Raw genomic sequence first — 24,834 nt, forward strand, 5'->3', positions numbered from 1 at the left:
CCCGGTCGTGGCGGCTGGTGTGGACACTCGGCGCCACCCCCCTTCGACGAATGAACATATCTGCACGTCACGACTCCGTGACTACCGGTACAACGAGCGGACCCTGATTGCGGTATTTACCAGGTACAACGTTCCTGATATGAAGTCAGTTCATATTCATCTCTGAGGAGCGCGCATGGTTGGCACCGCACCGCTCACCATCCGCTGGTCCAACTGGGCCGGCAACCAGCGTGGCAGCGCCACCGCCATCCTGCGCCCCGGCACGCCGACCGACATCGTCGAGGCTGTCCGCGCCGCCGCCGCCGACGGCGGCCGAATCCGGGTGACCGGCAGCGGCCACTCCTTCACCGCTGTCGCGCTCGCCGACGACCGGCGGATGGAACTGTCGCAGCTGGACACCACCGTCAGCGTCGACGTCGAACAGCGGCTCGTCACCGTACCGGCGGGGATGACCCTGCGGGCGCTCAACGGCCTGCTCGCCCGACACTGCCTCGCCCTGCCCAACCTTGGTGACATCGACGCTCAGACGGTGGCCGGGGCGATCTCCACGGGCACCCATGGCACCGGCGCCCGCTACGGCTGCCTGTCCACCTTCGTCGAGGCGATCACCCTGGTCACCGGCACCGGAGAGGTGCTGCGCTGCTCCGCCGACGAGAACCCGGACGTCTTCGCCGCCGCCCGGGTGTCGCTCGGCGCGCTCGGGGTGCTGGTCGAGGTGACCCTGCGCTGCGTCGATGCCTTCGTGCTGCACGCCCACGAGCGCCCAGCCGCGCTGGCCGACGTGCTCGGCGACCTGCCCGACCTGATCGGCCGCCACGACCACGTGGAGTTCTACTGGTTCCCCTACACCACACGAGTCCAGGTCAAGACCAACGACCGGGTACCCGCCAACGACCGGCCGCTGCCCCGGTGGCGCGGCTGGCTCGACGACGACTTCCTGTCCAACACCGTCTTCGCTGGCGCGTGCCGGCTCGGTCGGGCCGTGCCGGCGCTGGCCCCGGGAATCAGCGCGGTCTCCGCCCGCGCGCTCACCGAACGCCGCTACACCGGCCGCTCCGACCGGGTTTTCTGCACCCCGCGCCGGGTCCGCTTCGTGGAGATGGAGTACGGCCTGCCCCGCGAGGCGCTGCCCGAGGCGCTGGCCGCGCTCCAGCGGATCGTCGACGGGCTGCCGTTCAAGGTGCTCTTCCCGGTGGAGGTGCGGTTCACCGCCGCCGACGACATCTGGCTGTCGCACGGCTACGGCCGGGACTCCGCGTACATCGCCGTGCACCAGTACGTCGGGATGCCGTACGAGCCGTACTTCCGTGCCTTCGAAGAGGTGGCCGCCGGGCTGGGTGGCCGGCCGCACTGGGGCAAGCTGCACTACCGCGACGCCGCCTCGTTGGCCACCGCCTACCCGCGCTTCGCCGACTTCCAGACCCTCCGCGACCGCCTGGACCCCGACCGCGTCTTCGCCAGCCCGCACCTGACCCACATCCTCGGCGGCTGACCGCCGGGCGGCACGGCCCCCGTGGTGGCCCGCCCTCGGGCTCGACGTCCACCCTCGGATTTTAACGAGATTCATACGGTTCAGAGAATTCACGATTCTGTGAAACCGGCGTAGCGTTCCGGGCATGACTAGTGCTATCTCAGTCTCCGGCCTGGTGAAGACCTTCGGTCGGGAACGCGCCCTCGACGGACTGGACCTGCACGTCGACACCGGCGAGGTGCACGGCTTCCTGGGCCCGAACGGCTCCGGGAAGTCCACCACCATCCGCGTCCTGCTCGGGTTGCTGCGGGCGGACGCCGGGACGGTCAACCTGCTCGGTGGCGACCCGTGGCGGAGCGCGGTGGATCTGCACCGACGGCTGGCGTACGTGCCGGGCGACGTGAACCTGTGGCCGAACCTGACCGGCGGGGAGGCGATCGACCTCTTCAGCTCGCTGCGGGGCGGCCTGGACAAGCAGCGCAGGGACGAGCTGCTCCAGCGATTCCAGCTCGACCCCTCGAAGCGGGCCCGCACGTACTCGAAGGGAAACCGGCAGAAGGTCGCCATCGTCGCCGCCTTCGCCTCCGACGTCGAGCTCTACATCCTCGACGAGCCCACCTCGGGGCTGGACCCGCTGATGGAGGCGGCCTTCCAGGAGTGCGTAAGCGAGGTGAAGCGGCAGGGCCGGACCGTCCTGCTCTCCAGCCACATCTTCTCCGAGGTGGAGGCGCTCTGTGACCGGGTGAGCATCATCCGGCAGGGCCGGACGGTGGAGAGTGGGACCCTCACCCAGCTGCGACACCTGACCCGCACCACGGTCACGGTGGAGACCGCGCTGCCCATCGACGGGCTGGCGAAGCTGCCCGGCGTACACGACGCCGACGTGACGGCCACCCACGCGACGTTCGCCGTCGACGCCGCCGAGCTGAACCGCGTGCTGGAGTATCTGACCCAGTTCGAGGTTCGTGCCCTTTCGAGTGCCCCGCCGTCGCTGGAGGAGCTCTTCCTGCGGCACTACGGCGACGAGCTGGCGGGTGCGCGATGAGCGGTGCCTACACCGGAACGGCCCGGCTGGCCCGCCTCGCGCTGCGGCGCGACCGCATGCAGTTGCCGGTCTGGATCCTGAGCACCGTCGCGCTCGGCGCCTTCGCCAGCTCGGCAATCGACACGCAGTACCCGACCGAGGCGGACCGGGTCGCCGTCCTGCGGGTGGCCGTCGACACGCCCGGGCTGCTGATGTTCCGCGCCGCACCCACCGGCACCAGCGACGGCCAGATGACCGTCTTCGGAATCCTGGCGTTCCTGGCGTTGATGGCGGGCTTCATGAGCACCCTCGCCGTCATTCGGCACAGCCGGCAGAACGAGGAGACCGGACGCGCCGAGATGATCGGCGCGACGGCCGTCGGCCGACACGCCAGCCTGACCGCCGCCCTGGTGGTCGTGGTCGGGGCGAACATCGCGCTCGCGGCGCTGATCGGGCTCACCCTCGCCGGCGGCGGCGAACCTGTCGCCGGATCCTTCGCCGCCGGCGCCGGAGTCGGTGCCGCCGGCATCTCCTTCGCCGCGATCACGGCCGTCGTCGCACAGCTGACCCAGGGTGCGCGCGCCGCCAACGGAATCGCCGCCGCGGCGGTCGGCACCGGCTATCTGATCCGTGGCCTCGCGGACGCGTTCGGCGAGGTGCAGCCGGACGGGTACACCATGAGCAGCGCCTGGCCCTCCTGGCTTTCCCCGATCGGTTGGACCATGCAGATGCGGCCCTTCGCCGGCGACCGGTGGTGGGTCCTCGCGCTCCCGCTCGTGTTCCTCGGGATCATGACAGCGGTGGCCTTCGCCCTGACGGCACGGCGCGACGTGGGCATGGGCCTGTTCCCGGACCGCCCCGGCCCGGCGCGGGCGTCCTCCGCGCTGCTCAGCCCGCTCGGCCTGGCCTGGCGGCTGCAACGTGGCACGGTGCTCGGCTGGGCGGTGACGATCGCGGCGTTCGGGCTGCTCGTCGGCTCGATAGCCAACGCGGTCAAGGATCAGCTGGCCACCAACGAGAACGTGACGGGGAGGCTCGACGACCTCGCCGGTGGGGGCGGGCACGAGGTGATGGACACCTTCTTCGCCGCGATGATGGCGACCATCGGCATGCTGGTCGCCGGCTTCCTGGTCCAGGCGCTGCTGCGGGTGAGAGCCGAGGAGGCCAGCGGGCGGGCCGAGGCGGTGCTCGCCACCGCGACCGGCCGGCTGACCTGGCTGGGCAGCCACGTCGTGGTCGCCACGGCCGGCGCCGTGGGCATGCTCGGGCTCGCTGCGGTCTCGATCGGCCTGGTGTACGGCGCGAGCGTCGACGATCTCGCCGGCCAGACGGGGCATCTGGCCGGCACCGCGTCCCTGCAACTGCCGGCGGTGCTGACCCTGGCCGGGCTGGCCGTGGCACTCTTCGGCCTCGTGCCGCGGATCGCGGTCGGGCTGACCTGGTTCGGCTTCGCCCTCAGCTTCGTCCTGGGTCCGTACGGATCACTCTTCGGCGTGCCCGAGGCGGTGCGGGAGCTCTCGCCGTTCAGCCACATCCCGGCGGTGCCGGCCGACGCCACGGCAGCGCCGATCGTGGTCATGTCCGCCGTCGCGCTGGCACTGGGCGGGGCGGGGCTGATCCTCTTCCGCCGACGTAACCTCGTCTCGTAACCCGATGGACGATCGATGTTCATGGCGCGGCCGGCTTCGAGCCGGCCGCGCCGTCGGCCAACTGGACCGGTTCCGGGCGGCCGCGCCGTCGACGTCCCGCCGTCGGCCGTCCCGAACGCTCGTTGGAAGAAATTCAGAAAGTAGTGAGAGATAAGTTGATGCAACCCGCAGGCCACCGCGACGAGGAAGCGGTACGACGCTTCGTCGAGCACTTCGCTCTGACCTTCAGCGACATGGGCGTACCCAGGATGCCCTCGCGGGTGCTGGCTGCGCTCCTGGTCGCCGAGGAGCCCGGGTTGACCGCGGCGCAGATCAGCGAGCGGCTCGGGGTCAGCCCCGCCGCCGTGTCCGGGGCGGTGCGCTACCTGATCCACGTCGGCATGGCGGTGCGCGAGCCGGCCCCCGGGTCCCGCCGGGACCTCTACAAGGCGGCCGAGTCCCGCACGTACACCTCGATGATCCGCGGCGGGATCTACACGAGGTTCGCCGACGTCGTCCACGAGGGTGTGGTGGCGGTCGGTGCGGACGAGTCGTCGGCCAGCGCGCGACTGGGCGAGCTACGCGACTTCTTCCTCTTCGTCCAGGACGTGATGAGCGACGCCGCGGAGCGGTGGGAGAAGAACTACGACGAACGGCGGAAGCCACCGCCGGCCGGCTGACCTGCCCGGCGGGCGCACGGCCGAGCAACGCTGGCCATGCGCCCCGCCTCGACGGGAGTTACTCCGCCGGCGCCTTGCGGGGGGTCGCCTTCTTGGCGGCGGTCGCCTTGGCGGTGGTGGTCTTCTTGGCCGCAGTGGACTTCGTGGCCGCCGCGGTCTTCTTGGCCGCCGTCGCCTTCTTGGCCGGGGCCTTCTTCGCCGCCGCCTTCTTGCGCGGCGCCGGACCCTTGGCCCGCTTCTCGGCCAGCATCTCCGAGGCTTCCTCGAGGCTCAGCGCCTCCGGGGTCTGTCCGCGGCGCAGCGACGCGTTGAACTCCCCGTCGGTGACGTACGGGCCGAACCGGCCGTCCTTGATGACCAGCGGCTTCTCGGTCGCCGGGTCGACGCCCATCTCCCGCAGGGGCGGTGCCGCGGCCCGCCGCCCACGGGCCTTCGGTGCGGCCAGCAGGGCCAGAGCCTCGTCCAGGCCGACCGTGAACATCTGGTCCTCGGACTCCAGCGACCGGAACTCCTCACCCCGCTTGACGTACGGGCCGTACCGACCGTTGTTGGCGAACACCTCGACGCCGTCCGGCGCGACGCCGACCAGCCGGGGCAGGCTGAGCAGCCTGAGCGCCTCCTCGAGGGTCAGTGAGTCCGGCGTCTGCGAGCGCAGCAGCGAGGACTTCCGCTCGCCGCTGGACACGTACGGGCCGAACCGGCCGGACTTGAGCACGATGGGCTCGCCGGTGGCCGGGTCGTCGCCGAGCTTGCGCTCGCCGCTGCCGCCGAGGAACAGCTCGTGCACCTTCTCCGGGGTCAGCTCGTCCGGGGCCAGGCCCTCGGGGATCGGCGCCCGGTCGCCCTGGGCGCCGCCCTCCTCGCCCTCGCCCGCCGCAGCCGGCGTCGGCTGCTCGCCGCCGGGCAGCTCCCGCTGGAGGTACGGCCCGTACCGGCCGACCCGGACGACGACCTCGCGGCCGTCGTCGTCGGTGAAGAGCGGGATGGAGTTGACGCTGCGCGCGTCGATGTCGCTGAGGTTCTCGGTGACCAGCTTCTTGAGCCCGCCGGAGCGGGCGATGTCCTGGTCGCCTGCGCCGTTGGCGCTGCCGAAGTAGAACGCGGTGAGGAAGTCGACCGCGGCGTGGTCGCCGCCGGCGATCTCATCCAGCTCGTTCTCCATGCTGGCGGTGAAGTCGTAGTCGATCAGCCGGGGGTAGTGCCGCTCCATCAGCCCGATCACCGCGAAGGCCAGGAACGTGGGGATCATCGCCTGGCCGCGCTTGGTGACGTACCCCCGGTCCTGGATCGTCTGCATGATCGACGCGTAGGTGGACGGGCGACCGATGCCCAGCTCTTCCAGGGCCTTGACCAGGGACGCTTCGGTGTAGCGCGACGGCGGCTGGGTGTGGTGACCCTGGGCGGCCAGCTCGTCGGCGGTCAGCGGCTGGTCCTTGACCAGGGTGGGCAGCCGGCGCTCGGCGTCCTCGGCCTCGGCGTTCTCGTCGTCGCTGGACTCGACGTACGCCCGCAGGAAGCCCGGGTCGGTGATGGTCTTGCCGGTGGCGCCGAAGTCGGCTTCCTCCTGGGCGGCGGAGACCGCGCGGATGCGCACCGAGACGCTGGAGCCGACCGCGTCGGTCATCTGCGAGGCGATGGTCCGGCGCCAGATCAGCTCGTAGAGCTTGAACTCCTCGGCGGACAACTCCTTGGCGACCTCGCCCGGGGTACGGAAGTTGTCCCCCGCCGGGCGGATCGCCTCGTGCGCCTCCTGCGCGTTCTTCACCTTGCCGGTGTAGCGGCGCGGCTCCGGCGGCACGCTGCGCTCGCCGTACAGCTCGACGATCTGGCGGCGGGCCGCCGAGATGGCGGTCTCCGACAGGTTCACCGAGTCGGTACGCATATAGGTGATGTAGCCGTTCTCGTACAGCCGCTGCGCGGTGCGCATCGTCTGCTGAGACGAGAGGCGCAGCTTGCGGGCCGCCTCCTGCTGGAGGGTCGAGGTGATGAACGGCGCGTACGGGCGGCGACGGTAGGGCTTCTCCTCGACCCGGGTGACGGTGAACGGCCGTCCCTCGAGCCGGGCCGCCAGCCCACGGGCGCCACTCTCGTCCAGGTGCACGACGCCGGCTCCGGGCTTCACCTTGCCGGTGGTCGGCTCGAAGTCCTTGCCGGTGGCGATCCGGTCGCCGTTCAGCGCGATCAGGGTGGCGTTGAAGGCGCGCGGCCCCTCGCCGGCGTTCGCCACGGCGAGGCTGGCCAGGATGTCCCAGTATTCAGCGGTGCGGAAGGCCATCCGCTGGCGCTCCCGCTCGACCACGATCCGGGTCGCCACGGACTGGACGCGGCCGGCCGAGAGCTTCGGCATGACCTTCTTCCACAGCACCGGGGAGACCTCGTAGCCGTAGAGCCGGTCGAGGATCCGCCGGGCCTCCTGGGCGTCGACCAGATCGCGGTCGATCTCCCGCGGGTTGGCCACCGCCGCCTGGATCGCCGGCTTGGTGATCTCGTGGAACACCATCCGCTTGACCGGCACCTTGGGCTTGAGCGTCTCCACCAGGTGCCAGGCGATCGCCTCGCCCTCGCGGTCCTCATCCGTCGCCAGGAAGATCTCGTCGACTTCCTTGGCCAGCTTCACCAGCTTGCTGATCTGCTGCTTACGGTCGGCGGAGACGACGTAGAGGGCCTGGAAGCCGTTGTCGACGTCCACCCCGAGCCGGGCCCAGGCCTCGCCCTTGTACTTGGCCGGCACGTCGGCGGCGTTGCGCGGGAGGTCCCGGACGTGGCCGAAGCTGGCCTCCACGACGTACCCCGGGCCAAGGTAGCCCGAGATCGTCTTGGCCTTCGCCGGTGACTCGACGATGACCAGACGGGTGGTTCCAGCGTTGCTCGGCACGTCTCTCCCCGACCTCACTCCTGCTCGTGGCCTGCCGGCGCTCGGACAGCGACCGCTCTCGACCCCGCCGTCGCACCGGCGCTCCGGATGTCCAACGTAACGCGCCGCCCGTGTTTCGGGTTTCGGGGGCGGCAAACCGCTCTGTGCGGCGGTCAACTCCCGCCCCGCCGCGCTCGGCACTGTCGGACGGCGCCACCGTACACCGTGGGTAGGGCTCCAAGCGGGTCACTGTGACGATGGCAGACCCTCGGCCGAGGTCCGACCCGCCCGTTTTCCGCCAGGATCGGCCCGCCGGCTGTCCGGGACCGGACAGCCGGCCGCGGCGCCGACCTCCGCTGCGCACTGGGCGGAATGACCGGTTCGCCCCTCGTTCAGGGTCGGGTCGGCCAGGCGTCGGCCGGTGCCGCGCGCGGCGGCCCTCCGACCAGCTCAGCGAGCCGACCCAACCGGCGGCGGCCGGTGATCCGGTACCCCGGGCCGCCCTCGCCTCGGCCAAGCAGTGTGCCGGCCAGGCCGGCGGCGGCGAGGGCCGCACCGATGGGTTGCCAGCACTCCTGGTCGCCCTCGCCGAGCCGGAGCAGGAAGCCGCCGGAGGGCTCCGGCGTCCCGGCCGCGGCGAGCCAGAGCCGCAGCCGCCGGCCGGTGAGGTGAAAGGCGGCCGGCGGGCGTTTCGCCGGGCCGTGCAGCCAGGCGACCGCGAGCGGCTTCAAGACCCGGGTGTACGAGGTACGGACGGCGTGTCGCTCGTCCCCGGTCGGCTCCCAGCTCGCCGCCAGCCCGCGCAGCGCCAACTCGGCGACGAGCACGTGCACCCGCCAGGCGGCGTCCACCTGTACCGAGAGGCGGGCGGTGCCGCCCATCCGCACCACCTCGCCCGGCCCGGCGAGCAGCCCGGCCAGGTCGGCGACCGTCGGTTCGGCCGCCTCCGCACCGAAGAAGACCAGTTGCCGCCCCGCGTCGTCGCTCTGCGGCGGCGAGGACGACGGCACGCTCGCCCCGGAGCGGAGCGGCCGGGTGCGCCGTCGTGCCGACCCGGGTGCCGGCGCGTCGGGCTCGGGTGCCTGCGCGTGGGGCTCGGGTGCCGGGAACAGCGCCGGCAGCGGCTGGGCCGCTCCGGTGTCGCCGACCCCGCTCAGCGACACTCCGGCACCTCGTCGAAGGCTTGTTTCAGCTCCTCGGAGTTGAGCTGGCTGGTGTCCAGGGCGCTGGCGTCGTACTCCTTGTTGAGCGTCTCCACCGCGGCCCGCACACCGTCGTAGAAGACAGTCGGCTCGCCGGTGCCCAACCCGTCGATGGTGTCGCGGGCCCGACCGTAGGCGTCCCGCATCTTCTCCAGTGAGCTGCGGAAACCGGCGGAGATGGCCGCGCCGTTGTCCGTCTCCGGGACGCCGGCCTGCTCCACCTTGCGGCGCGCGGTCTCGCTGGCCCGTTCCGCCCCACCGAAGAGCCGCACCAGGTTCTCCTTGGCCTGCGCCGGCGTGGTCTGCGCGGTCATCTGCTCATCCGTGCTGCTGGTCAACTTGCTGATCTCGGAGCGCCACGGGGTGAGCGCGCCGCAGACCGTGGCCGCCCAGGCCCGTGGGCTGGGGCCGCCGCCACAGCCGGCGAGCAGGACGACGAACGTGGCCAGGACCACCGTGAACTTTCCGGCGGCTGACGCCCGGCACGTACGCATGCGTTGCAGCGTACGGCCTTTGGCCAGGTGTGGCACCGGTCAGGACGGCCCGGAGGAGGACCGGCGGTCCCCGGTCGGCGCAGCACGCCGACCGGGGACCCGATGCCGCGGATGGTCAGGCGTTGACCGTCTCCGGCCGGTGGTCCGTGCTGCCCGCACCGGTGTCGGAGTCGTCCATCGCGATGCCCTTGCGCTTGCTGAACACCACCGACGCCACGATGATCAGCGTGGCCACCACCGCGATGCTCACCCGCACAGGGGTGTTCCGGTCGTCGCCGATGCTGAACGCCACCACAGCCGGCGCGATCAGCAGCGAGACCAGGTTCATCACCTTGAGCAGCGGGTTGATGGCCGGGCCGGCGGTGTCCTTGAACGGGTCACCGACCGTGTCGCCGATGACCGTCGCGGCGTGCGCCTCGGAGCCCTTGCCCCCGTACGCGCCGTCCTCCACCAGCTTCTTGGCGTTGTCCCAGGCACCACCGGAGTTCGCCAGGAAGACCGCCATCAGCGTGCCGGCACCGATCGCCCCGGCCAGGTACGCCGCGAGCGCGCCGGGCCCGAGGCCGAAGCCGACCGCGATCGGCGCCAGGATGGCGAGCAGGCCGGGGGTCATCAGCTCGCGCTGCGCGTCCCGGGTGCAGATGTCCACGACCTTGCCGTACTCCGGGCGCTGGGTGCGGTCCATGATGCCGGGCAGCTCACGGAACTGCCGGCGGACCTCCATCACGACGGCACCGGCCGAGCGGGACACCGCGTTGATGGCCAGCCCGGAGAAGAGGAAGACCACCGCCGCACCGATGATCAGGCCGACCAGGTTGCGCGGGTTGGCCACGTTCAGCGAGTTGAGGATCTCCGTCCCGACGTCGCCCACGCCGGCATCCGCGTACGCGGTGCGGAGCGAGTCGGTGTACGAGCCGAACAGCGCGGTCGCGGCGAGCACCGCGGTGGCGATCGCGATGCCCTTGGTGATCGCCTTGGTGGTGTTGCCGACCGCGTCCAGCTCGGTGAGCGTCCGGGCGCCGTGCTCGTCGATGTCACCGGACATCTCGGCGATGCCCTGGGCGTTGTCGGAGATCGGCCCGAAGGTGTCCATGGCGACGATCACGCCGACCGTGGTGAGCAGGCCGGTACCGGCCAGCGCCACCGCGAACAGCGACAGCGTGATGGAGCTGCCGCCGAGCAGGAACGCGCCGAAGACACCGGCGCCGATCAGCAGCGCCGAGTAGACGGCCGACTCCAGGCCGATGCTGATGCCAGCCAGGATGACGGTGGCCGCACCGGTCTGCGAGCTCTTGCCGATGTCCTGCACCGGGCGCCGGTTGGTCTCGGTGAAGTAGCCGGTCAGTGCCTGGATCGCGGCGGCCAGCACGATGCCGATCACCACCGCGCCGATGGCCACGAGTCGCGGGTTGCGGTCGACGTCGGTGAGCCCACCCTCCAACTCGGCGAAGGTCGCCGGCAGGTAGGCGTAGGCGGCGATCGCCACCAGCACCGCGGAGAGCACCGCCGAGATGTAGAAGGCCCGGTTGATCGCGGTCAGGGCGTTGCGGTCGGACGCGCGCAGCCGGGTGATGAAGACTCCGAAGATCGCGACTAGCACGCCGATGGTGGAGATGATCAGCGGGAAGACCAGGCCGTCCTCGCCGAACGCGGCGCGACCCAGGATCAGAGCGGCGACCAGCGTGACCGCGTACGACTCGAACAGGTCGGCGGCCATGCCAGCGCAGTCACCGACGTTGTCGCCCACGTTGTCGGCGATGGTGGCGGCGTTGCGCGGGTCGTCCTCGGGGATGCCCTTCTCGACCTTGCCGACCAGGTCGGCGCCGACGTCGGCGGCCTTGGTGAAGATGCCGCCGCCGACCCGCATGAACATGGCCAGCAGGGCGGCGCCGAAGCCGAAGCCCTCCAGCACGGTCGGCGCGTCGCCCCGGTAGACCAGGACGACCAGCGCGGCGCCGAAGAGGCCGAGGCCGACGGTGAGGAAGCCGACCACACCGCCGGTGCGGAAGGCGATCTTCATGGCCGCCTCACGGCCGCCTTCGCGCTCCCGGGCGGCGGCGGCCACACGCAGGTTCGCGCGAGTGGCCAGCCACATGCCCGCGCCGCCGATGGACGCGCTGAACAGGGCACCCACCACGAAGAAGAGCGAGCGGCCGAACTTCACTGCGGTCTCGCTGCCGTCGGTGTCGTGCACCGGTAGCAGGAAGAGCAGCACCACGGCGATGACAACGAAGATCGCCAGGGTGCGGAATTGGCGGAGCAGGTAGGCCGAGGCGCCCTCCTGGACCGCCCCCGAGATCTCCTGCATGTTGGTGGTGCCCTTGCCGGCTGCCAGTACCGCCTTTGTCAGGGCGGCGGCGAAAGCGAGCGCTACCAGCGCAAGTACCGCGGCGATGACGACGTACGTGACATTGCTACCGGTAAGGGAAAGCCCGCCGCCGTCGGCGGCCAAGGTCTCGGACATCTGTGTCCTCCTGTTACCGAACACTCGCGCCGGTGAGTGGAGACGCACCGACCAGCGCCTGAATGCGGACTCGCAAGCGCGCGCCAACCCACCCCAGCGGACCAGCGATGAACACCCATACCCGCTGGCTGCGGGATGGATCACTTGCTGACAACCCGGGTACTGTAGCCCTCTGCAGTGTCGGAGGTCACACCCAGGTGGCACCGTGTCTCGATGATCTTCGTCGCTGTGTTATGAAACGAAATCTGATATAGGGCCCGGTCCATCACAACAAGGCCGCCTCCCCCGTGGGGAAGCGGCCTGTGGAGCGGGACGGATCAGCGGCCGAGCGGCCACACCATCCGCACCTCGGTGCCGATGCCCTCGTCGACCGGACGCACCTGAAGGTCCTCGACGAAGCCGGCGAGCAGCGCGAAGCCGACGCCGGTGGTCAGCGCCTCGTCGGTGAGCGACTCGTTGGCCAGCGCGTCCGGCGGCAACGCGGCCAGCCCGATGCCGGCCTCGATCGGCGCGCGGTCGACCACCCGCACCGAGTACGACCCGGCGTCGGACATCTCCACCAGCACCGGGTCGGCCAGGCCGTACTGGCGGTGCAGGGCCACCGCCCGGGTGCACGCCTCGCCGATGGCCAGGCGCACCTCGTCCAGCAGGTCCTCCCGGACCCCGGCACGCCGGGCGACGGCGACACCGACCAGCCTGGCGGTGCGCACGTGAACCGGCGCTGGGGAGAAGGAGAGGCGGACCGTCGCCATCACGCGCTGGCGCCGGTCGGCTCCGCGCCAACGGCAGCGTCGACCGTGGGGTGCAGCGGGAACACCTGGTCCAACGCGGTGATCCGGAAGATCTTGAGCAGGGGCTCCTTGTCGCAGACCAGGGCGAACGAGCCGCCGGCCGTACGGAGCCGCTTGAGCGCGCCCACCAGCACGCCCAGCCCGGTGGAGTCGAGGAAGTCCACCCGACCGAGGTCGACCACCACGTGCCGGGCGCCACCGTCGATCAGTTCGAGAAGCCGTTCGCGGAGCCGGGGCGCGGTGTAGACGTCCACCTCACCGCCGACCTCGAGCACCGTGTGTTCGCCCACGGTGCGGGTCGCCAGCGACAGCTCCATCGGTCCTCCTTGCCAGAGCCGTAAACTCTCCTGGGCATCTAACCACTACCGCCGGGACACCCTGCGGTCACCGGCGGCGGCTTCCCTATACCCCCCGGTCCGACTTTTCATCTCCGAACACCAGTGCGAGAGTGCAGGACGTGACTCACGACAGCTTCAGCTCGGCGCACCTGTCGCCGCGCCACGACCTGAAGCCGTCGTCTCTCGCCACCGTATCCGCAGGTCCCGGCCCCGGACCATCGCCGACCGACCTGCTGCGCCGGCTGCGCGCCCGGGGCGCCGGCGACCCGGTCACCCACGTCGAGCGGGTGCCAGCCCGCGCCGGGGTGCCCGCGCCGTGGCCGACATGGGCACCGACGGAGCTTCGCACGGCGTTCGCCGGCCGTGGCGTGGTCGCGCCCTGGCGGCATCAGGCCGAGGCGGCCAACCTGGCGTACGACGGTGGGCACGTGGTGGTCGCCACCGGCACCGCGTCCGGCAAGTCACTGGCGTACCAGCTCCCGGCGCTGGCCACGCTGCTCGCCGACCCCCGGGCCACCGTGCTCTACCTGGCGCCGACCAAGGCGCTCGCCGCCGACCAGCTGCGGGCCGTCACCGCGCTGGAGCTGGAGGGGGTACGCCCGGCCTGCTACGACGGGGACACTCCGCGCGCCGAGCGGGAGTGGATCCGCCGGCACTCCCGGTTCGTGCTGACCAACCCGGACATGCTGCACCACGGCATCCTGCCCGGGCACGCCCAGTGGTCCGGCTTCCTGCGCCGCCTGGCGTACGTGGTGATCGACGAGTGCCACACCTACCGGGGCGTCTTCGGCTCACACGTGGCGCACGTGCTGCGCCGGCTGCGCCGCCAGTGCGCCCGGTTCGGGGCGACCCCGGTGTTCGTGCTCGCCTCGGCGACCTCCGGCGACCCGGCGACCGCGGCCGGGCGGCTGACCGGCCTGCCGGTGACCGCCGTCACCGAGGACGCCTCACCGCGCGGCGGGGTGACCTTCGCGCTCTGGGAACCACCGCTGCTCCCACCCGACTCCTCGTCGGCCTCTTCCCTGGCGCCGGCCCAGGCGGCGGGCGGGCACGACGATATGCCGGACCTCGTCCAGGTCCGCCGGTCGGCGCTGCGGGAGACCGCGGACCTGCTCGCCGACACGGTCGCCGAGGGGGTACGCACGCTCGCGTTCGTCCGGTCCCGCAAGGGCGCCGAGGTGGTGGCGGCCAGCGCGCGTCGGGCGTTGGACGATGCGGTCCCCGGGCTCGGCGACCGGGTGGCCGCCTACCGGGGCGGCTACCTACGCGAGGAGCGGCGCGAGCTGGAGCGGGCGCTCCTGGAGGGTGACCTGCTCGGCCTGGCCTCCACCAACGCGCTGGAGCTGGGCGTCGACCTGATCGGGCTGGACGCGGTGCTGATCTGCGGATACCCCGGCACCCGGGCATCGCTCTGGCAACAGGCGGGCCGCGCCGGGCGCTCCGGGCAGGAGGCTCTGGCGGTGCTGGTGGCCCGGGACGACCCGCTGGACACCTATCTGGTGCACCACCCGGAGGCCATCTTCGGGGCGCCGGTCGAGGCGACGGTGCTCGACCCGGCCAACCCGTACGTGCTGGCCCCGCAGTTGGCCTGCGCCGCCGTCGAGGCACCGCTCACCCCGGCTGACCTGGCGCTCTTCGGCGACGGGGCGAAGGAGGCGATCGACGAGCTGGTGGCGGCCGGGGCGCTGCGGCAGCGACCCACCGGCTGGTACTGGCGGCACCGGGAGCGCCCCGAGGTGGACCTACGCGGCGAGGGCGGCGCCCCGGTAGCCGTGGTGGAGTCGGCCACCGGCCGGCTGCTCGGCACGGTGGACGGCGGCTCCTCGCACTTCCTGCTCCACTCCGGCGCGGTCTACCTGCACCAGGGCGTCTCGTACGTGGTCGACGACCTCGACCTCGCCGACGGCTGCGCGCTGGTGCACGTCGAGGAGCCGGACTGGTCCACCCACGCCCGGGACGTCACCGATCTCTCCGTGGTCTCGGTGCGCTCCTACGTGGACGCCGGGCCGGTCGGCATGTTCCTCGGCGAGGTCGACGTGACCAGTCAGGTGGTGTCGTACCAGCGGCGCCGGATCGCCACCGGCGAGGTGATCGACACCCGGCCGCTCGACCTGCCCACCCGGGAGTTGCGCACGGTCGCGGTCTGGTTCACCCTGTCGCCGCAGTCACTGGCTCTTGCCGGGGTCCAGCCGGCCGACGTACCGGGTGCGCTGCACGCCGCCGAACACGCCGCGATCGGCCTGCTGCCGCTGATGGCCACCTGCGACCGGTGGGACATCGGCGGGCTCTCCACCGCGGTGCACCCGGACACCGAGGCACCGACCGTCTTCGTCTACGACGGACATCCGGGCGGCGCCGGCTTCGCCGAGCGGGCGTACGGGACGGCTTCGGCGTGGCTGCGGGCCACCCGGGACGCGATCGCGGAGTGCGGCTGCGAGACCGGCTGCCCGTCCTGCGTGCAGTCGCCGAAGTGCGGCAACGGCAACAACCCGCTCTCCAAGCCGGACGCGATCCGGGTGCTCGACGTGGTGCTGGCGAACCTGCCCGCCTGAGCGTCGCTGCATGATCAGGAGAAACTCACCACCGACCAGCAGATCGCGCTCGGGTCCGCGCTGGCCGCCCTGGCCCAGGCGGAACGGCTGGAGCAGATCAACGAACGGCTGCGCGGTATCCACCAGATCCTCAACGGCTGGGCGATACGCGCCACCGTCGACGGCCGCTGACCGTCACCGGAACCGATGGACGAGGTGGATCCACCGCTGGTGGGAGCGCCGGGGGATGCGGGCCGGCGGCAGTTGCCGGGCTGTGCGAGACTCCGGCCCACCAACCCCCTGAGGAGACCACATGCAGCTCGACAATTTGCAGACCCTGCGGCAGTTCCACATCCGCCAGCGACTGCGGATGATGGTCAACCAGTACGAGGTCCGGGCGGTCTCGCCGGACGGCACCGAAGGTGAGCTGCTGGCGTTCGCGCAGCAGAAGCGGCTCGCCTTCAAGGAGCAGGTGACGATCTACACCGATGACTCCAAGCAGCAGCCCCTGCTCGGCTTCAAGGCCCGCCAGCGCATCGACCTCGGCGCCACGTACGACGTCACCGACGCGGCCGGCAACCCGATCGGCCTGTTCCGCAAGGACTTCGCCCAGTCGCTGCTCCGCTCCACCTGGCACGTCGAGCAGGCCGGCCTGCCGCAGGTGACCGGTCAGGAGCGCAGCATGCCGGTGGCGCTGCTGCGCCGCTTCGTCGACTCGCTGTCCTGGCTGCCGTACCACTTCGACTTCACCGCTGGCGGCCAGCCGGTCTTCTCCGTGATCAAGAAGTGGGGCCTGCGCGACAAGTACGTCGTCGAGGTGCACAACCCGCAGATCGACCGCCGTCTGGTCATCGCGATGGCCGTCGCCCTCGACGCGCTCCAGTCCCGCTGACGCACCCGGCCCACTCGGCCACCCACCCCTTCGGCCGCTGGCCGGGACACGGGCCCCCAGCCCACGTTCCGGCCAGCAGGCTGCCGGCCGCCGGCTATCGGCTGCGTCTGCGTCTGCGTCATGGCGATCGACGGGTAGGGGTCGAGCCGTTCAGCCGCGCACCGGGCCGGCGCGGGCCGTAGACGCCGCGACCCGGGTCAGACCGGGTAGGGGCGTGATCACGACCTCGACGGTCACCAGCACGTCCAGCCCGTCGAGACGACAGGCGACCATCCGCCCACCGTTGCGACCGGTGACGTCGGCGGCGAACGCGCATGCCGCCGCGTCGCCGTCGAACGCCCTGGCGGCCCCGGCCAGCGCACCCAGGTCGGCCGCCACCGCCGCCCGTTGAGCCGCCATTCTGGTCGCGGCGACGGCGGCGCCGAACGTCCCTACCAGCACGAAGACCAGCCCCACCGCCAGCAGGAGAACGGTAGCCCCACCGCGATCACGATCCTGCCGCTCGGCACCGAGCCGCTCGGTGCTCGGTCGTCCCCCGCGCGACCAGTCAACCTCCGGGCGCTCGGTGCTCGGCCGTTCCCCGCGCGACCAGTCAACCTCCGGGCGGTCGGCGTTCGGCCGCCTGTGGCGCAGGTACGGCGGGCTCGTCATGGTTGCCTGCTCCGACATTCCCTGCCGACTGTTCACCGGCTCTCCTCCATGGCCCCGGGTTCCACGGCCGCGACGGCGGTGACGACCACGGTGATCCGCGGGAGTCGACCGCCCAACGCGCGTACAGGTGCCCGCACCGTCGCCTGCGCGAGATCCCCGTCGATTGACACCGACACCTCCGCCCCCGGCGGTGCCACGTCCCGGCCGTCGGCGCTGCCGTCCGCGCCCCGGGCGCCGGCCAGCGCGGCCTCCCGGGCCGCGTGCAGGCAACTCGCCCGGATGCTGACGGCGTTGACAGCGGTCAGGCCCGCGAGCAGAAGCAGGAGCAGCGCCGGCAGGCCGGCCGCCAGTTCGGCGGTGAAGGACCCTCGGTCGCCATCGCCCGCCCGGAGGCCGATGCGGAATCTCCGCCCGCCGCCGGCCGTCCACTCGGTGGCCCCGATCCCCCGATCGCGGCAAGCCTGCCGGCGCCCGATCACTTGAGCGCCCGGTCGATGACGGCGGTCAGCGCCGACTGGACGTTGCCGGAGGTCAGCACCTTCAACAGGATCCCGGCGAACGCGACGGCAGCGAGAGTGCCGACGGCGTACTCGGCGGTGTTCATCCCGGCGTCACCGCGCAGGCGGCCGATGAGTTTGCGCATGGCTGTTTCCCTTCTCGATGGGTCAGAGCACGTCGCCGAGGACGGCGACGATCACCGGCACCAGGCCGGCGAGAATGAACGCCGGGAGGAAGCAGAGCCCCAACGGCAGGACGATGAGCACACCCGCTCGGCGGGCCGACGCTTCGGCAGCGGTGGCCCGGTCGGCGCGCAGGTCGTCGGCAAGCCGGGTCAGCGCACCGGCCAGGGCGGCCCCGCTGTTGGCCGAGCGGAACGCGGCCGCGGTCAATCGCTCCGCCCCTGGCACCCCATCCAGCGCGGACCACGCCTCCGCCGGACCACCGCCGAGCAGCAGGGTGCGGCCGACCCGGGCCAGCCGGTCGGCGAGCGGGCCGTCCAGCGCCTCGGCCACGGCCAGCACCGAGCGGTCCACCGGGGCGCCCGCCCGCATCGCAGCGGCCAGCAGGTCGGCGGCGAGCGGCAGGTCGGCGGCCTCCCGGAGTCGCCGGTTGCGGGCGGTCGGCGACTCGATCCGCCGCAGCAGCAGGTCCAGCAGGACCGCGGTCGGAACCGCGCCGAGCAGCCCGAACCAGCCTCCGATCACCACGGCCACGGCGAGCCCGCCCAGAGCTGCGGCGAGCCGGATCACGTCCGGGCGCCGCCGGCCGGCCGCTGCGCTCGCTCCCGCACTGGGAACCGTCCGGGACATCAACCGGCCCGCCCCGGCGTCGCGCCGAGCCGCTCGGCCCAGAACAGGCCGACGACCTGCAGGGCGACCGCGAGGACCGCACAGACCCCGCCGACCGTGCTGTGCAGGAGCACCGCCACGGGATCCACGCCGATCCCGTAACCGAGCCCGATCCCGCCGATCGGCAGGGCCGCCAGTAGCCAGGCCGTGGCCCGAGCGCCGGCCGCCTGCGCCGCCGCGGCGGCCAGCCCCCGGTCGGTCGCCCGGGCGTCCGCCTCGATCCGCTCGACGAGTTCGGCGAGCGGCGCGCCCGTCCGGTCCGCCAGCCGCACCGCGGCCGAGGTCAACTGGCGAAGCCGGTCCGCACCACCCGGCCCGCTTGCGTTGGCGACCTCGACGACCGACGGGACGGGCAGGCCCGCCCGGAGATCCGCCGCGAGACCGCACAGCTGGTCCAACCCGCGCCGTCGGTTCCGCTCGACATGTCGGTTCGTCCGCCAGCGCAAGAGAGCGCGCACGGCCAGCGTGCCGTAGCCGGCAGCCGCGACGGCGGCCACCGGGCCGGCGAGCACGGCGCCAGTGCCGGCGCCCGCCAGGCCGACCAGCAGCAGTACGCGCGCCGGTGATGGCGGGACGCGCGCCGGCGCACCCGCCCCGCGCGGTCCGCCGACCGGCATCCCCGCCGGACCGACGAGCTGGCGCCCACGGCGATCGACGTCTCTGGACCCGTCGGCCGTGCCGGCGGGATCGCCCCGACGCTCCACCTCTGGGCCTCCGCCGTCGACCGTCGGCACGGAGATGGACGTGGCGGCACCCCGCCCGGCCTCCAGGGGCCCGGCCGCTGGCCGGGCGGTACCTGCCGGCCGACGGGGATCCCGACGGGTCGGCGGGCGTGCCGGACCTGCCGGACGCGTGGACCCCGCCGAGGCGCTCGCCAACGATGGCCAGGTCTGGCCGCCAGCGACGTCCCGAGTGGGCCAGCCGACCGGCATCCGCGCACCACTGAACCCGTCGGCCGGTCCGTCAAGGGGACGGCCGAGTTCGGTGACCCAGTCCACCAGCGGGTCGTCCGGTTCGGCCCGCGCGTTTCCACGGCCCGCCGACGTCAGCACCCGACGGCGGCGCCCCCGGATGCTGTGCACGGGCCAGGCCACCAGTGCCGCGGCGGCCAACAGCAGCGTCACCACCAGCACCGCTCCGCCGGTCATGCCGGACCCGCCGATCCGGGCCACGGCTCGCCGAGTATCGGAGGTACCGCCACGCCACGGTCCCGCAGCAGCGCCCCGAACGCGCGCGCGGCCAGCCCTAGCCCCCGACCGCGTACCCAGGCGGGCACCACGGTGACCAACCGGTCGGGTCCCTCCGGGAGCAGTAGGCAGATCGACTCCAGGACCCGCCCCCGGTCGCCGCGGCGTACCTGGAACAGCACCTGCAACGCGGCGATCACCTGGGCGTGCAGCGCGGCGCGGGGCAGCCCACCCAGCATGCCGAGCGCCTCCAGCCGGGCCGGTACGTCGGACGGGGTGTTGGCGTGCAGCGTGCCGGCGCCCCCGTCGTGGCCCGTGTTCAGTGCGGCAAGCAGGTCGACCACCTCGCCGCCCCGGCACTCCCCGACCACCAGCCGGTCCGGGCGCATCCGCAACGCCTGCCGGACCAGATCGCCGAGGCTCACCACGCCCGATCCCTCCACATTGGCGGTACGCGCCTGGAGCCCCACCACATGCGGGTGCCCCGGGTGCAGCTCGGCGGCGTCCTCCACCAGCACGATCCGCTCGGTGGACGGCACCAACCCGAGCAGCGTGTTGAGCAGCGTGGTCTTGCCCGACCCCGTGCCGCCGGTGACCAGGTACGCCAGCCGGGCCGCGACGACGGCGGCGAGCACCGGTGCCACTGGTCGCGGCACGGTCCCCTGGTGCACCAGCTCGTCGAGGGTGAACGGCCGGTGCCGGAAGGTCCGTAGGGACAGGTACGGGCCCTCGGTCGCCACCGGCGGCAGCACGGCGTGCAGCCGGGTGCCGTCGGGGAGCCGGGCGTCCGCGTACGGGGAGCCGTCGTCGAGCCGCCGCCCGGCGCTGGCGATCAGTCGCTGCGCCAACCGGCGGACGTCCTCCACCGAGCCCACCGGGATCGCCACCTGGTGCAGCCCTGCCCCCCGGTCGACCCAGACCCGGGTGCCGTTGACCAGCACGTCGGTCACCTCCGGGTCGGCCAGCAGCGGAGCCAGTGGCCCGGCGCCGACGAGGTCGTCGTGGACCCGGTCGGCGATCCGAAGCACGGCGGTGTCACCGAGCACCGCGGCGGTGGGCTCGGCCCGTACCGCCGAGACGATCGCCGCCGGGGTGACCGGGGTGGTGGCCGCGGCGATGCGCTGCCGTACCCGGGCGGCGAGGGTGGCGTCCTCCGGCCGGCCCGTCATGCCGCACCAGCGGCCGGAACGCCGGTGAGCTCGGTGACGATCCGCTGGCAGAGGGCGGCCAGCGGACCCCTGCCGGCGGCGGCCGGGGCCTCGCCCCGCTCCAGCCCGCGGCAGAGCCCCGGCTCGGGCCGCAGCGTGCCGGCGAGCGGAAGCCCGAGTGCTCGCGCCACCTCGGTCGCGCGCAACCGGCCCGGGGCGGGCCCGCGCACCACCACCGAGAGCGCGGCGCAGTGCGGGACGGCGGCGGCCACCACCCGCGCGGCCGCCGCGGTGGCTCGCAGCTCGGCCGGGACGACGACGAACGCCTGATCGGCCGCCTGCAATGCCATCACGGCGGCGTCGTCCAGCTGCCGAGGCAGGTCGATCACCACGAAGTCCCGGCCACGCCGGGCCGCGTCGAGGGTCGCCGCCATCGCCGCCGCGGGCAACGCCAGCAGGTCGCCGCGGTCCCAGGAGAGCACCACCAGGTCACCGCGGCTGGGTAGGGCCCGGACCAACGCTGGGGCGTCGACCCTCCCGTCCGCACCGGTGAGTGAGGGCCAGCGCAGCCCTTCCAACTGCTCCCAGCCCAGCACGAGGTCGAGGCCACCGCCGAGCGGGTCGGCGTCGACCAGCAGGGTGCGCAGCCGGGCCCGGGCGGCGGTCACGGCAAGCCCGCCGGCGAGCACGCTCGCTCCGGCGCCGCCCCGCCCACCGAGCAGCGCGACGATCCGGGCGCCGGAGCCGTCCGGACCGTCCGGGCCGTGCTCGGCGAACCGATCCACCAGCCACGGTTCCGCGGCGGGCAACGCGGCGACGTGCTCGGCGCCGATCAGCTCGGCGATCTGCCAGCCGGGGTCGATCTGGCCGGCCCGGCCGACCAGCACCAGCCGGGGCCGGTGCGGCAGCCGGGCACGCAGGCACGGCTGCGCCTGGTCGGCGCCGAGCAGCACCAGCGGTGCGGGAAGCCAGCGGGTACGGGCGGCCGCCGGGTCGGCGGCGAGCTCAACCTCGGTCCCGCCTGCGGCGGCGAGCCGGAGCAGGTCGTCGAGCAGCTCGCCGTCCCCTGTGACGACCAGGGGAAGTCGTCGGATCGGCGGAACGGAGGTACGGGGTGCCATCGCGGCCTCCAGCGGGTCGGGCTCGGGTGTGCCGCCGACCCTGCTCGGGATCCGCCCCGCAAACCGTCCCGACCGCGCCGCCTGTGGACAACGCGGCGGGCTGTGGACAACGCCCGGCGAGACAGTTGATCTGCTACGCGCGGGGCATGTCCGACCGATGCTCCGGCTGGAATGGAAACGCGGCGGGGCCGCTCCCGAGGGAGCGGCCCCGCCGCTGGCGGTCAGCCGAGCCGGTCGGTCCAGGCGGTATCGAGGATCACCTTGTACGAGCTGATCCGCACGGGCGCGAGCGTCAGCCGCTCGTGGGCGAGCAGCTCGCCCGTCTTCGGGTCGAAGATCAGCAGGGACTGCGCGTCGTGCTCGCGGTCGTCGAAGGTGACCGCGACACCCTTCCGTCCAGCCCGGTCGGTCACCTGCCCGCGCCAGCGGAAGCCGGGAACGTCGGCGAGGACCCGCAGGATCTCCGCGCGGGTCTGCCGCGGCACCACGTACCGCCCGTACACCGTGCTGACCTCCTTGCTCACGGCGCCCGCGCCGTGGGCGGCCTTCAGCAACTCGCGCAGCTGCGACCGATCAGCCCGCGGTGGCGTGAGTTCCGTGGGCGGCAGCGGAACGGTGTCGGGCGCGGGGGTGCCGGCGACCGCAGGGCCCTTCCCGAGATTGCGTTGCCAGTAGTCCCGGGACTCCTGGTCGGGATACTGCGGTTCCAGTTGGACGGTGGTCTGGTTCCCGGTCCCGTCGACGGCCCGCCAGACCTTGGTCTCGTCGGCGAATGCGACGTTGTAGCGGCCGTCAGCGGAGGTCATCACCGGGTCGCCCCACAGCTTCGTGTGGTGATACATGTAGCGCCCGCTGCTGTTGTCGTACTCCGCGTCGACGAGCCTGCTGGCCAGGGCGCGCAGCTGCGGGCCGGCCGCTGGGGCGTCCGAGTCGAACTGGTACGCGACCGGCACGAGCACCGATCCGGGCATGGCCTTCGGCACGTCCCCGGTGTCCGGGGCGACCTTGTCGAACGGCTGGAGGACCGCCACGGCGCCGGCCGCGACGGCCAACGTCCCGGCCGTCAGAACCAGCCGACGGGTCGGGCGTGCGCGGCGATGACCGACGACTGGCTCGGCGGCGCCGGCACGGTCGATCAGGTCGTGCGCCGAGACCGAGGATGGCGCCACGGCGGTGTCCCGGGCCGGGTCGACCGGGCCGAGGAGGGTACGGGTTCGCTCTGCTCCGAACATCACAGGTCCTCTCGAATGGTCGCCAACACCGGACGCCGGGGCCGGACGGGCTGCTCTGACATCGCTTCGGTGAGACGGCGGCGGGCACGGTGCAGACGCACCGCCACGGTGGCGCGAGCGCAGCCCAGAACCTGGGCCGCCTCGGAGACCGTCAGCTCCTCCCAGCCGATCAGCCGGAGGATCTCCTGGTCGAGGTCGCTGAGGGTGGCCAGGGCCGCCCGGACGTCGGCGACCCCCACGGTGGCGTCGGCGCCGGACGGATGCGCCACCCGCGCGAGGTCGGCGTCGGTGATCGGCAGGACGTCCGGGGCGGCGCGCCGGGACCGCCACTGGTTCGCCAGCAGGCGCCGGGCCACCCCGTACAGCCAGGGCAGGCTGCGGTCCGGCACCTCAGCGCGACGCCGCCACGCGACGACGAAGACCTCCTGGGCGAGCTCCGCCGACGCGTCCGCGTCGGCGAGTCGACGCAGTCCGTACCTGACGATGTGCGCGTACTCGGCGGCGTAGAGCCTGGTGAACCAGACCTCGTCGCGTTTCTCCGGTGGACCCACCCGAACCCCCATTGCCTCGGCGACTCTCACCCTGGCTTGTGTCGCGACCGGCCCGACGATTACCGCACGACGGCCGCTGAGCTTTCGCTCTCGCAACCTCCCAGTGCCCTGATCACAAGGCTCGGAGTATCGGGGTGACACGCCCGCCCGGCTGCACGCCCAGCTGGGTCCCGTGTCTCAGGCTTGGGCGGTGGCAGAACCTGTTCGCGGACCAGGAAGGTCAATGGCGTTCGGCGTGGAACGCAAACCGGCGCGGCTCGTCGCCTTCAGCGATGCGGTCTTCGCGATCTCCATCACCCTGCTCGTCCTGGAGATCCACCCGCCGCAGGACACCCGACACCTGGCCCACGGCCTTGCTGAGCTGTGGCCCTCCTACCTGGCTTACGCCCTCACCTTCCTTCTCATTGGGCAGGTGTGGGCCAACCACCACGTCATGTTCGACCACCTCCGTGGCGTCGACCGGGTGGTGCTGTTGCTCAACACCCTGCTGCTGATGACCATCGCGTTCCTGCCATTCGCCGCTTCCGTGCTGGCCGCCGCGTTCCGCGACGGACACGGGCAGCGGACTGCGGTCGTCTTCTACGGCATCGCGCTCGGAGTGGCAGCCTCTCTTTTCAACGCGATCTGGGAGTACGCGCGCCGTGATCATCGGCTGCTGGCCAGCACCGTCGATCCCGCAGGTGAGAGGGCGATCAGCAGGCGTTTCCGGGTCGCACCCTTCTGGATCGCCGCCGGAGTCGTGCTGGGTGCCCTACTCCCCGCCCTCGGCGTGGCCGTGATCACCGCGTTGATCCCCTTCTACTGGTTACCAATCGCGGGCGAAATGTCCAGGTCGAAGCGTGGGCGCGCCGGTCGGAGTGACGATCGGGAGGAGCGGCCCGAAGGAGGACGGGGCGACCTGTGACCTGCCCGGCACACTCCCTGGAAAGGGACGACCCCCGTCGGGGGGAGACGGGGGTCGTCGGAGGTTCGGCTCCGGGGGGGTCGAGCCGAACCGCTCAGCGGTTACGGGGGGTGCAACCGCCGAGGGTCTGTCTGTTTTCGGAGATATGAAAACTCGTCGTGCGGACAAGTCTGCCTGAGCGGGCCCGTCACGTCGAGTGGTGTCGACCCCACTCAGTGCGAAAATCTCCTCGCAAAGTGTGAGCACGGTCACGCCGAGTGGAGGTGGTGGTGCCGGCCCGCAGGTCCGAGGGGTGGCGTGACCCCGGGCACCCGCCGACGAT

22 protein-coding genes are annotated in these 24,834 nt (G+C 72.4%); 7 read left to right on the forward strand and 15 right to left on the reverse strand.

Annotation, left to right across the window (positions count from 1 at the left end; all coding sequences use genetic code 11):
- Positions 1-175 precede the first annotated feature (175 nt).
- The 4 genes from OG990_RS27335 to OG990_RS27350 all read left to right on the forward strand — a co-directional run bounded on the left by OG990_RS27335 (position 176) and on the right by OG990_RS27350 (position 4,803).
- Positions 176-1,492 carry a D-arabinono-1,4-lactone oxidase gene (locus OG990_RS27335; RefSeq protein WP_406077606.1) on the forward strand — a complete coding sequence of 439 codons (1,317 nt, stop codon included), beginning with the start codon at positions 176-178 and terminating at the stop codon, positions 1,490-1,492.
- Between the two features lie 124 nt (positions 1,493-1,616).
- Positions 1,617-2,516, forward strand: a complete 900-nt coding sequence (locus OG990_RS27340; RefSeq protein ID WP_406077607.1) for an ATP-binding cassette domain-containing protein — start codon at positions 1,617-1,619, stop codon at positions 2,514-2,516.
- Positions 2,513-4,144: an ABC transporter permease gene (locus OG990_RS27345; protein ID WP_406077608.1), complete on the forward strand. Its 1,632-nt coding sequence runs from the start codon at positions 2,513-2,515 to the stop codon at positions 4,142-4,144. Before OG990_RS27340 ends, OG990_RS27345 begins: the two co-directional genes overlap by 4 nt.
- 158 nt (positions 4,145-4,302) lie before the next feature.
- A complete protein-coding gene (locus tag OG990_RS27350; protein ID WP_328422737.1) occupies positions 4,303-4,803 on the forward strand; it encodes a MarR family transcriptional regulator in 501 nt (166 codons plus the stop codon).
- Between the two features lie 58 nt (positions 4,804-4,861).
- Here the strand turns inward: OG990_RS27350 and topA are convergent, their stop codons facing one another.
- The 6 genes from topA to OG990_RS27380 all read right to left on the reverse strand — a co-directional run bounded on the left by topA (position 4,862) and on the right by OG990_RS27380 (position 12,925).
- Entirely contained in the window at positions 4,862-7,678 is a 2,817-nt protein-coding gene (topA, locus tag OG990_RS27355) for a type I DNA topoisomerase (protein WP_406077609.1), read from the reverse strand.
- 371 nt (positions 7,679-8,049) lie between these two features.
- On the reverse strand, positions 8,050-8,820 hold the full coding sequence (locus OG990_RS27360; RefSeq protein ID WP_406077610.1) for a hypothetical protein: 771 nt from the start codon (positions 8,818-8,820) through the stop codon (positions 8,050-8,052).
- The gene (locus OG990_RS27365) at positions 8,811-9,353 is read right to left on the reverse strand and encodes a hypothetical protein (protein WP_386985643.1); all 543 of its coding nucleotides are present in this window, start codon (positions 9,351-9,353) and stop codon (positions 8,811-8,813) included. Before OG990_RS27365 ends, OG990_RS27360 begins: the two co-directional genes overlap by 10 nt.
- Before the next feature lie 115 nt (positions 9,354-9,468).
- Complete coding sequence (locus tag OG990_RS27370; protein ID WP_328422731.1) at positions 9,469-11,817, reverse strand: sodium-translocating pyrophosphatase; 2,349 nt, start codon at positions 11,815-11,817, stop codon at positions 9,469-9,471.
- Between the two features lie 317 nt (positions 11,818-12,134).
- The gene (locus tag OG990_RS27375; protein ID WP_328422729.1) at positions 12,135-12,572 is read right to left on the reverse strand and encodes an ATP-binding protein; all 438 of its coding nucleotides are present in this window, start codon (positions 12,570-12,572) and stop codon (positions 12,135-12,137) included.
- Positions 12,569-12,925, reverse strand: a complete 357-nt coding sequence (locus OG990_RS27380) for an STAS domain-containing protein (protein ID WP_074316127.1) — start codon at positions 12,923-12,925, stop codon at positions 12,569-12,571. The genes OG990_RS27375 and OG990_RS27380 overlap by 4 nt, the downstream gene beginning before the upstream one ends.
- 188 nt (positions 12,926-13,113) lie before the next feature.
- Between OG990_RS27380 and OG990_RS27385 the strand changes: the two genes are divergently transcribed.
- Together OG990_RS27385 and OG990_RS27390 are read left to right on the forward strand one after the other, a co-directional pair.
- Positions 13,114-15,498: a DEAD/DEAH box helicase gene (locus OG990_RS27385; RefSeq protein WP_406081899.1), complete on the forward strand. Its 2,385-nt coding sequence runs from the start codon at positions 13,114-13,116 to the stop codon at positions 15,496-15,498.
- 292 nt (positions 15,499-15,790) lie between these two features.
- Positions 15,791-16,369 (forward strand): hypothetical protein, encoded by a 579-nt coding sequence (locus OG990_RS27390; protein ID WP_328422721.1) that lies wholly within the window; start codon positions 15,791-15,793, stop codon positions 16,367-16,369.
- 150 nt (positions 16,370-16,519) lie between these two features.
- Here the strand turns inward: OG990_RS27390 and OG990_RS27395 are convergent, their stop codons facing one another.
- From OG990_RS27395 to OG990_RS27435, 9 genes are all read right to left on the reverse strand, one after another.
- Positions 16,520-17,020 carry an Rv3654c family TadE-like protein gene (locus tag OG990_RS27395; RefSeq protein ID WP_406081900.1) on the reverse strand — a complete coding sequence of 167 codons (501 nt, stop codon included), beginning with the start codon at positions 17,018-17,020 and terminating at the stop codon, positions 16,520-16,522.
- A gap of 32 nt (positions 17,021-17,052) precedes the next feature.
- A complete protein-coding gene (locus OG990_RS27400) occupies positions 17,053-17,418 on the reverse strand; it encodes a TadE family type IV pilus minor pilin (protein ID WP_406081901.1) in 366 nt (121 codons plus the stop codon).
- A gap of 77 nt (positions 17,419-17,495) precedes the next feature.
- The gene (locus OG990_RS27405) at positions 17,496-17,663 is read right to left on the reverse strand and encodes a DUF4244 domain-containing protein (protein WP_151492073.1); all 168 of its coding nucleotides are present in this window, start codon (positions 17,661-17,663) and stop codon (positions 17,496-17,498) included.
- A 22-nt stretch (positions 17,664-17,685) separates the two neighbouring features.
- The gene (locus OG990_RS27410) at positions 17,686-18,330 is read right to left on the reverse strand and encodes a type II secretion system F family protein (RefSeq protein ID WP_406077611.1); all 645 of its coding nucleotides are present in this window, start codon (positions 18,328-18,330) and stop codon (positions 17,686-17,688) included.
- The gene (locus OG990_RS27415) at positions 18,330-19,301 is read right to left on the reverse strand and encodes a type II secretion system F family protein (protein ID WP_406081902.1); all 972 of its coding nucleotides are present in this window, start codon (positions 19,299-19,301) and stop codon (positions 18,330-18,332) included. Before OG990_RS27415 ends, OG990_RS27410 begins: the two co-directional genes overlap by 1 nt.
- A 212-nt stretch (positions 19,302-19,513) precedes the next feature.
- Positions 19,514-20,725, reverse strand: coding sequence for a TadA family conjugal transfer-associated ATPase (locus OG990_RS27420; RefSeq protein ID WP_406077612.1), 1,212 nt, complete (start codon positions 20,723-20,725; stop codon positions 19,514-19,516).
- Entirely contained in the window at positions 20,722-21,825 is a 1,104-nt protein-coding gene (ssd, locus tag OG990_RS27425; protein ID WP_406077613.1) for a septum site-determining protein Ssd, read from the reverse strand. The genes OG990_RS27420 and ssd overlap by 4 nt, the downstream gene beginning before the upstream one ends.
- Positions 21,826-22,046: 221 nt before the next feature.
- Positions 22,047-23,057, reverse strand: coding sequence for a CU044_5270 family protein (locus OG990_RS27430; protein ID WP_406077614.1), 1,011 nt, complete (start codon positions 23,055-23,057; stop codon positions 22,047-22,049).
- Entirely contained in the window at positions 23,057-23,608 is a 552-nt protein-coding gene (locus OG990_RS27435; protein WP_406077616.1) for an RNA polymerase sigma factor, read from the reverse strand. Before OG990_RS27435 ends, OG990_RS27430 begins: the two co-directional genes overlap by 1 nt.
- A 223-nt stretch (positions 23,609-23,831) precedes the next feature.
- Here OG990_RS27435 and OG990_RS27440 point away from each other — a divergent pair, with 223 nt between their 5' ends.
- Entirely contained in the window at positions 23,832-24,512 is a 681-nt protein-coding gene (locus tag OG990_RS27440) for a TMEM175 family protein (RefSeq protein WP_406077617.1), read from the forward strand.
- The last annotated feature ends 322 nt before the right edge of the window (positions 24,513-24,834 follow it).

Origin of the sequence: Micromonospora sp. NBC_00858 (genome assembly GCF_045207365.1) — a bacterium.
GTDB lineage: Bacteria > Actinomycetota > Actinomycetes > Mycobacteriales > Micromonosporaceae > Micromonospora.